Origin of the sequence: Flavihumibacter sp. CACIAM 22H1 (assembly GCF_001601815.1) — a bacterium.
Taxonomy (GTDB): Bacteria; Bacteroidota; Bacteroidia; order Chitinophagales; family Chitinophagaceae; genus Flavihumibacter.
This window is the reverse complement of record NZ_LUKG01000003.1, coordinates 19,748-25,303: the sequence shown is the minus strand read 5'-3', so window position 1 is coordinate 25,303 and position 5,556 is coordinate 19,748. Positions and strand designations below refer to the sequence as shown.

The 5,556-nt window shown below is 44.6% G+C and carries 4 protein-coding genes; all 4 read left to right on the top strand.

The features are described 5' to 3' along the window. The first annotated feature begins 149 nt into the window (after positions 1-149). Positions 150-923: a glycosyltransferase family 2 protein gene (locus A1D16_RS01420; RefSeq protein ID WP_290707023.1), complete on the top strand. Its 774-nt coding sequence runs from the start codon at positions 150-152 to the stop codon at positions 921-923. Continuing rightward, complete coding sequence (locus A1D16_RS01415; protein WP_366206317.1) at positions 841-1,344, top strand: DUF2062 domain-containing protein; 504 nt, start codon at positions 841-843, stop codon at positions 1,342-1,344. Before A1D16_RS01420 ends, A1D16_RS01415 begins: the two co-directional genes overlap by 83 nt. Positions 1,345-1,351: 7 nt before the next feature. After that, positions 1,352-5,215 carry a trifunctional MMPL family transporter/lysophospholipid acyltransferase/class I SAM-dependent methyltransferase gene (locus tag A1D16_RS01410; RefSeq protein ID WP_290707021.1) on the top strand — a complete coding sequence of 1,288 codons (3,864 nt, stop codon included), beginning with the start codon at positions 1,352-1,354 and terminating at the stop codon, positions 5,213-5,215. Next, positions 5,205-5,556, top strand: a 352-nt coding sequence (locus tag A1D16_RS01405) for an FAD-dependent oxidoreductase (RefSeq protein ID WP_290707020.1), incomplete at its 3' end; no start/stop codon positions are given. The genes A1D16_RS01410 and A1D16_RS01405, both read left to right, overlap by 11 nt.

The window sequence follows — 5,556 nt, the reverse complement described above, 5'->3', positions numbered from 1 at the left end:
TAGCCTCGGTGCTGCCCTGGTTATTGGAATCGCTCTACTGACGGTTAGTTACCAATCCATCAAAGCGGCGCTTCAAAACCCGATAAGGAGCCTGAAAGTGGACTGATTTTTTCGTTACTTGCGGGTTGAAATTGACCGGCAAGCCGTACATGAACGAAAATTCATCATACCAGACAGCATTTGAACAACGCAAAGCTGCCGTACTCCTACCTACTTACAATAATGCAGGTAGCTTGGCCGGCGTACTGCGGGATGTGCTTTGTTTTACCCATTCGATATTGGTGGTGAACGATGGTTCTACAGATAATACCCCCACCGTTCTTGCAGAGTTTCCACAGATTCAGCTGATTAGCTATAAGCAGAACCAGGGCAAGGGCTGGGCCTTACGAAAAGGATTTGAAAAAGCCCGGGCTCTTGGTTATGAATACGTTATCACCATGGATGCGGACGGACAGCATTTTGCCAAGGACCTGCCGGCCTTGTTGAACTGCATTGATAAACACCCTAATACCATTGTGGTAGGCGCCAGAAACCTGCAGCAGGAAAATGTGCCGGGGAAAAGCAGTTTTGGCAACCGGTTCTCCAATTTCTGGTTTTGGTTGTATACCGGCCAGAAAGCGCCTGATACCCAAAGCGGTTACAGGCTCTATCCGGTCAAAGCAATGGAAAATATCCGCTTTTATACCCGTAAGTATGAGTTTGAGGTGGAAGTTCTGGTACGTTCCGTTTGGAAGGGGTTGCAGGTAGCTTTCGTGCCCATCAGCGTGTATTATCCACCAGCTGAAGAAAGGATTTCTCATTTTCGGCCATTTCGGGATTTTTCCAGGATCAGCGTTTTAAATACCGTATTGTTTTTTATCGCTTTCCTGTATATCAAACCCAGGAATTTTTTTTCGCTCCTTATTCAGCAGGGAAAAGCGTAAAGCACTGCTGAATGAATTACTTGAATCGGATCATTCCCCGGAAAGAAAAGCCACTTCCATCGGATTTGGCGTATTTATGGGAATTGTGCCGATTTGGGGGTTTCAGCTGATTGTGGCTATTTTCTTATCAGTACTGCTTAAACTCAATAAAGCCCTGGTAATTACCGCAGCCAATATCAGCATTCCTCCCATGATTCCCTTTATTTTGTATGGGAGTTTTTTGGCCGGCGCTCCCTGGATGGGCGAACAGGCAACTGCAGTTCCCCTGCCGGGTGAACTCAGTCTTGATTCCATTAAAGTAAACCTGCAACAATATATTACCGGAAGTTTTACGCTGGCAGTTGGCGCAGGTTGCTTAATAGGGCTCATCTCCTATATTTTTATGAAATTGATGAACAAAAAAACCGGTCCGGTTTTATAGGCCTTGTATGGATAACCCCTTTGTGCAGATTGATCGATTTTTCAGAAAAAACCGGAGCATATTCTGGATTTTTTTCCTGGCTTTTATCGGTATAACCGCCTCCCTGGCAATGCGCATAAGGCTGGAAGAAGATATCACCAGCATTATTCCGCGCGATGAAAAAACCAGCGCGCTTAATGAAATTTTCCAGCAATCCAAGCTGCTGGACAGAATGCTGCTAACGGTTGGCACCACCGGTAACGAAGCCCCCGATCCTGATTCACTGGTTCGCAGGGCCGATGAACTGGCCGATTCCATTTCCATACGGCTTAACCCCTATATTAAAGAACTGGCAAATGGCGTAAAAGAAGAAACCACCCTTCAGCTTTTTGATGCGGTTCATGAACACCTGCCAATTTTTCTCGAAGAACGCGATTACGCAAGCCTGGACTCACTCCTGTTGCCCGGAAAACTGAAAGAGACCCTGGAACGGAATTACGCTACCTTACGTTCCCCAGCCGGACTGGCATTTAAACAGTTTATTGCCAGAGATCCGGCTGGTATTGCCACGCCCGCCCTGAAAAAATTGCAACTGCTTCAATACGACCAGCAATTTGAACTCTACGACAACCATATTCTTACCCGTGATGGTAAACAACTTATCCTTTTTATAACGCCTGTTTACCCCAAGAATAATACGGCCGAGAATGCTGTTTTCCTGGAAAAACTGGATCAGCTCCTGGCAGAATTTTCCACCCGATATCCCAACTATAGCGTCACCTATTTCGGAGGTACCGCCGTGGCCGTTGGAAATGCCGTTCAACTCAGGAAAGATACCCTGCTTACCCAGGGCATTACCTTGTTGGTGCTGGTGCTTTTTCTGGCCCTCTATTTCCGCCGTTTTTTTGCACCTGTACTGATATTGGTACCGGCTATTATGGGTTCTTTGCTGGCACTTGCTGTACTGGCTCTTACCAAAGGATCTATCTCCGTTATTGCACTTGCCACCGGGTCTATTATCCTGGGTATTGCAGTGAATTATTCGCTCCATGTATTCAACCACTACCGGCACCAGCCCGATATGGAGCAGGTTCTTCGAGACCTGGCACATCCTATGACAATTGGCAGTATTACCACAATTGGTGGATTTCTTTGCCTGCAATTGGTTCAATCAGAAATGCTGCGCGACCTGGGGGTATTTGCTGCCATTAGTTTGTTAGGAGCATCTCTTTCCTCTCTTATTTTTTTGCCCCAGCTGATTGCAGTACAAGCTACTTCCAACAAAACAAGCAACCAACGCGGTTGGATTGACCGCCTTGCTTCCTACCGCCTTGAATCCAATAAAAAACTGGTAGTACTGATACTTATCCTAACGGTTTTTTTTGCTTTTTTTATTCATAAGGTCGGATTTGAACCCGACATGAATAAGATGAATTTTATGCCCGAGAAACTTCGGAAAGCGGAACAGGAAGTTAATCGGCTCAATGCGTTTGCATTACAATCTGTTTATATTGTTTCCGCCGGATCCGACTTGCAAGCAGCACTGAGGCAGAACGAAAAAATTGTTCAGCGCCTGCACGAACTCGGCGAAACCGGGGTAGTAAAAAAATATTCCGGACTTTCTTCCATACTTATTTCAGATTCGCTGCAAAACGAGCGACTGAACCGCTGGAAACAGTTTTGGACACCCGAGCGCAAGGCAGCCGTATTAGAAAAGGTGGATAGAGAAGGCGCCCTGGTAGGATTTAGCCCGCAATTGATGCAATCGGTAAAGACCCTGTTGCAGAATGAGTACCAGCCACTGACAGATTCAGCTGCAATTGCACTTTCGCCCGATTTACTGGAAGCCTATATTCTGAAAGGTAATGCTGCTACCAAGGTTCTTACATTGGTGAAAACTGCTCCTGAAGACAAAACCGTTCTCTATACCGAATTTGATAAAGATAGGAGAACCACGGTATTGGATATGCAGTATGTGACAGGTAAACTGGTGGATATGATCCGGACAGATTTCAACAGCATCAGCTGGATGGTGGCCGCTATCGTTTTCATCGTACTCCTGATTTCTTTCGGCCGTATTGAATTGACACTGATCGCCTTTATTCCGATGCTGATTACCTGGATCTGGATTCTTGGCATTATGGGCCTGTTAGGTATCAAGTTTAATATTGTCAACATAATAATATCTGCACTGATATTCGGTTTGGGCGATGATTACAGTTTATTTACCCTGGATGGATTATTGCAATACTATAAAAATGGCAAGAAAAACCTAAGCTCCTTTCGATCCTCCATTTTTTTATCCGCCATTACCACCGTTACCGGGCTGGGGGTGCTCATATTTGCAGAACACCCTTCTCTGAAAAGCATTGCACTGATAGCCATCCTTGGAATTCTTTGCGTGGTATTGATTTCGCAGGTAATGATTCCCTTTCTTTTTAATTTACTGATTAGCCGACGCATAAAAAATGGAAAACAGCCTTTAACCTGCTGGAGCCTGGTAAAATCAGTTTTTGCTTTTCTTTATTTTGTAACCGGATCCATTATTCTAACGATCACAGGTATACTACTGCTTAAGTTAAACCCTTTTGCTGGCGAAAAAGCAAAGTATTGGTTTCATTGGCTGTTGTGTAAATTCACCTGGAGCCTGATGTACATCATGCGCAATGTAACCAAGCGGATACAGAACCCGGGAGGGGAAGATTTTTCAAAGCCTGCAGTTATTATAAGTAATCACCAGTCTTTTCTGGACATCCTGTCGATCGTACAGTTAAATCCAAAAATTATCCTGCTTACGAACGACTGGGTATGGAACTCGCCTATTTTTGGATTTGTCGTGAAAATGGCGGATTATTTCCCGGTTAACAAAGGCGTGGAAACTAATATCGATGCGCTGCGCGAACGGGTAAAAAACGGGTATTCTATAGCCGTGTTTCCGGAGGGCACCCGGTCGTATGACGGCACTTTGAAACGTTTTCACAAAGGTGCCTTTTATTTGGCCGAAGAACTTGGTATTGACCTGCTGCCGGTTGTATTACACGGAACAGGCTATACCATGAGCAAGGGGGATTTTATTCTGAAAGATGGAACCATTACCATTGATATATTGCCCCGCATTCAGGCTACAGATCAAAGCTATGGCAACGGGTACGCAGAAAAAGCCAAAAAACTAAGCAGGCTTTTCAAAGAGTGGTACGCTGACCGAACATATCAATACGAAACCGTGGATTGGTTTAGAGAACAATTGAAATACAATTATATCTATAAAGGACCTGTACTGGAATGGTACATGCGGATCAAAACAGGGCTGGAAAAAAATTATGCCCTGTTCGACCAGTTGGTACCTCGCTCGGGGAAAATACTGGATATCGGATGCGGGTATGGATTTATGGCTATGATGTTGCACTTCCGCTCAAAAGAACGGCATATTACTGCCATTGATTATGATGAAGAAAAATCGAGTACAGCGCAACACTGTTTTAGCCGGGGTAATGAGCTGCAGTTTGTTTCCGGTAATGCCTTGCAATTTGACATGCAGGTGTATGATGCCATCCTCATTTGCGATGTGTTGCATTACCTGACGCCAGCAGATCAACAGGCCCTGATACGAAATTCAATGGATCACCTTAAGGAGGGGGGTAAACTGATTATCCGGGAAGGAAATGCAGAAATCAGCGACCGCCACAAAGGAACCCTATTATCCGAATTTTTCTCAACCACTATTTTTGGATTTAATAAAACCAGTAAAGAAGGCCTGTCTTTTTTATCGGCTACTACAATCCGTGAAATAGCGGCAGAAAAAGGATTTGAATGCCGCGAAATTGATTCCTCTAAACATACTTCGAATATTGTTTTTGTTCTAAACAAGTCTACAGTAGCCCATGTTGCGTGAGTACGATATAGTAATTATAGGGGGCGGACTGGGAGGTCTTCTCTGCGCAGCAATCCTTGGAAAAGAAGGCCATAAAGTAGCAGTGCTGGAAAAAAACCGGCAGTTCGGTGGCAGCCTGCAAACCTTTTCAAGAAATAAAAAACTTTTTGATAGCGGTGTGCATTATATCGGCGGATTAGCAAAAGGACAAACGCTTTACCAGGTATTTAACTACCTCGGCTTAATGCAGCAGCTCAACCTCGAAAGGCTTGATGAAAATGGATTCGACAGGATTGTTTTTTTGGAAGACGGAAAAGAGTATCCCCTGGCACAAGGCTATGAAAACTTCAGCGATCAATTAA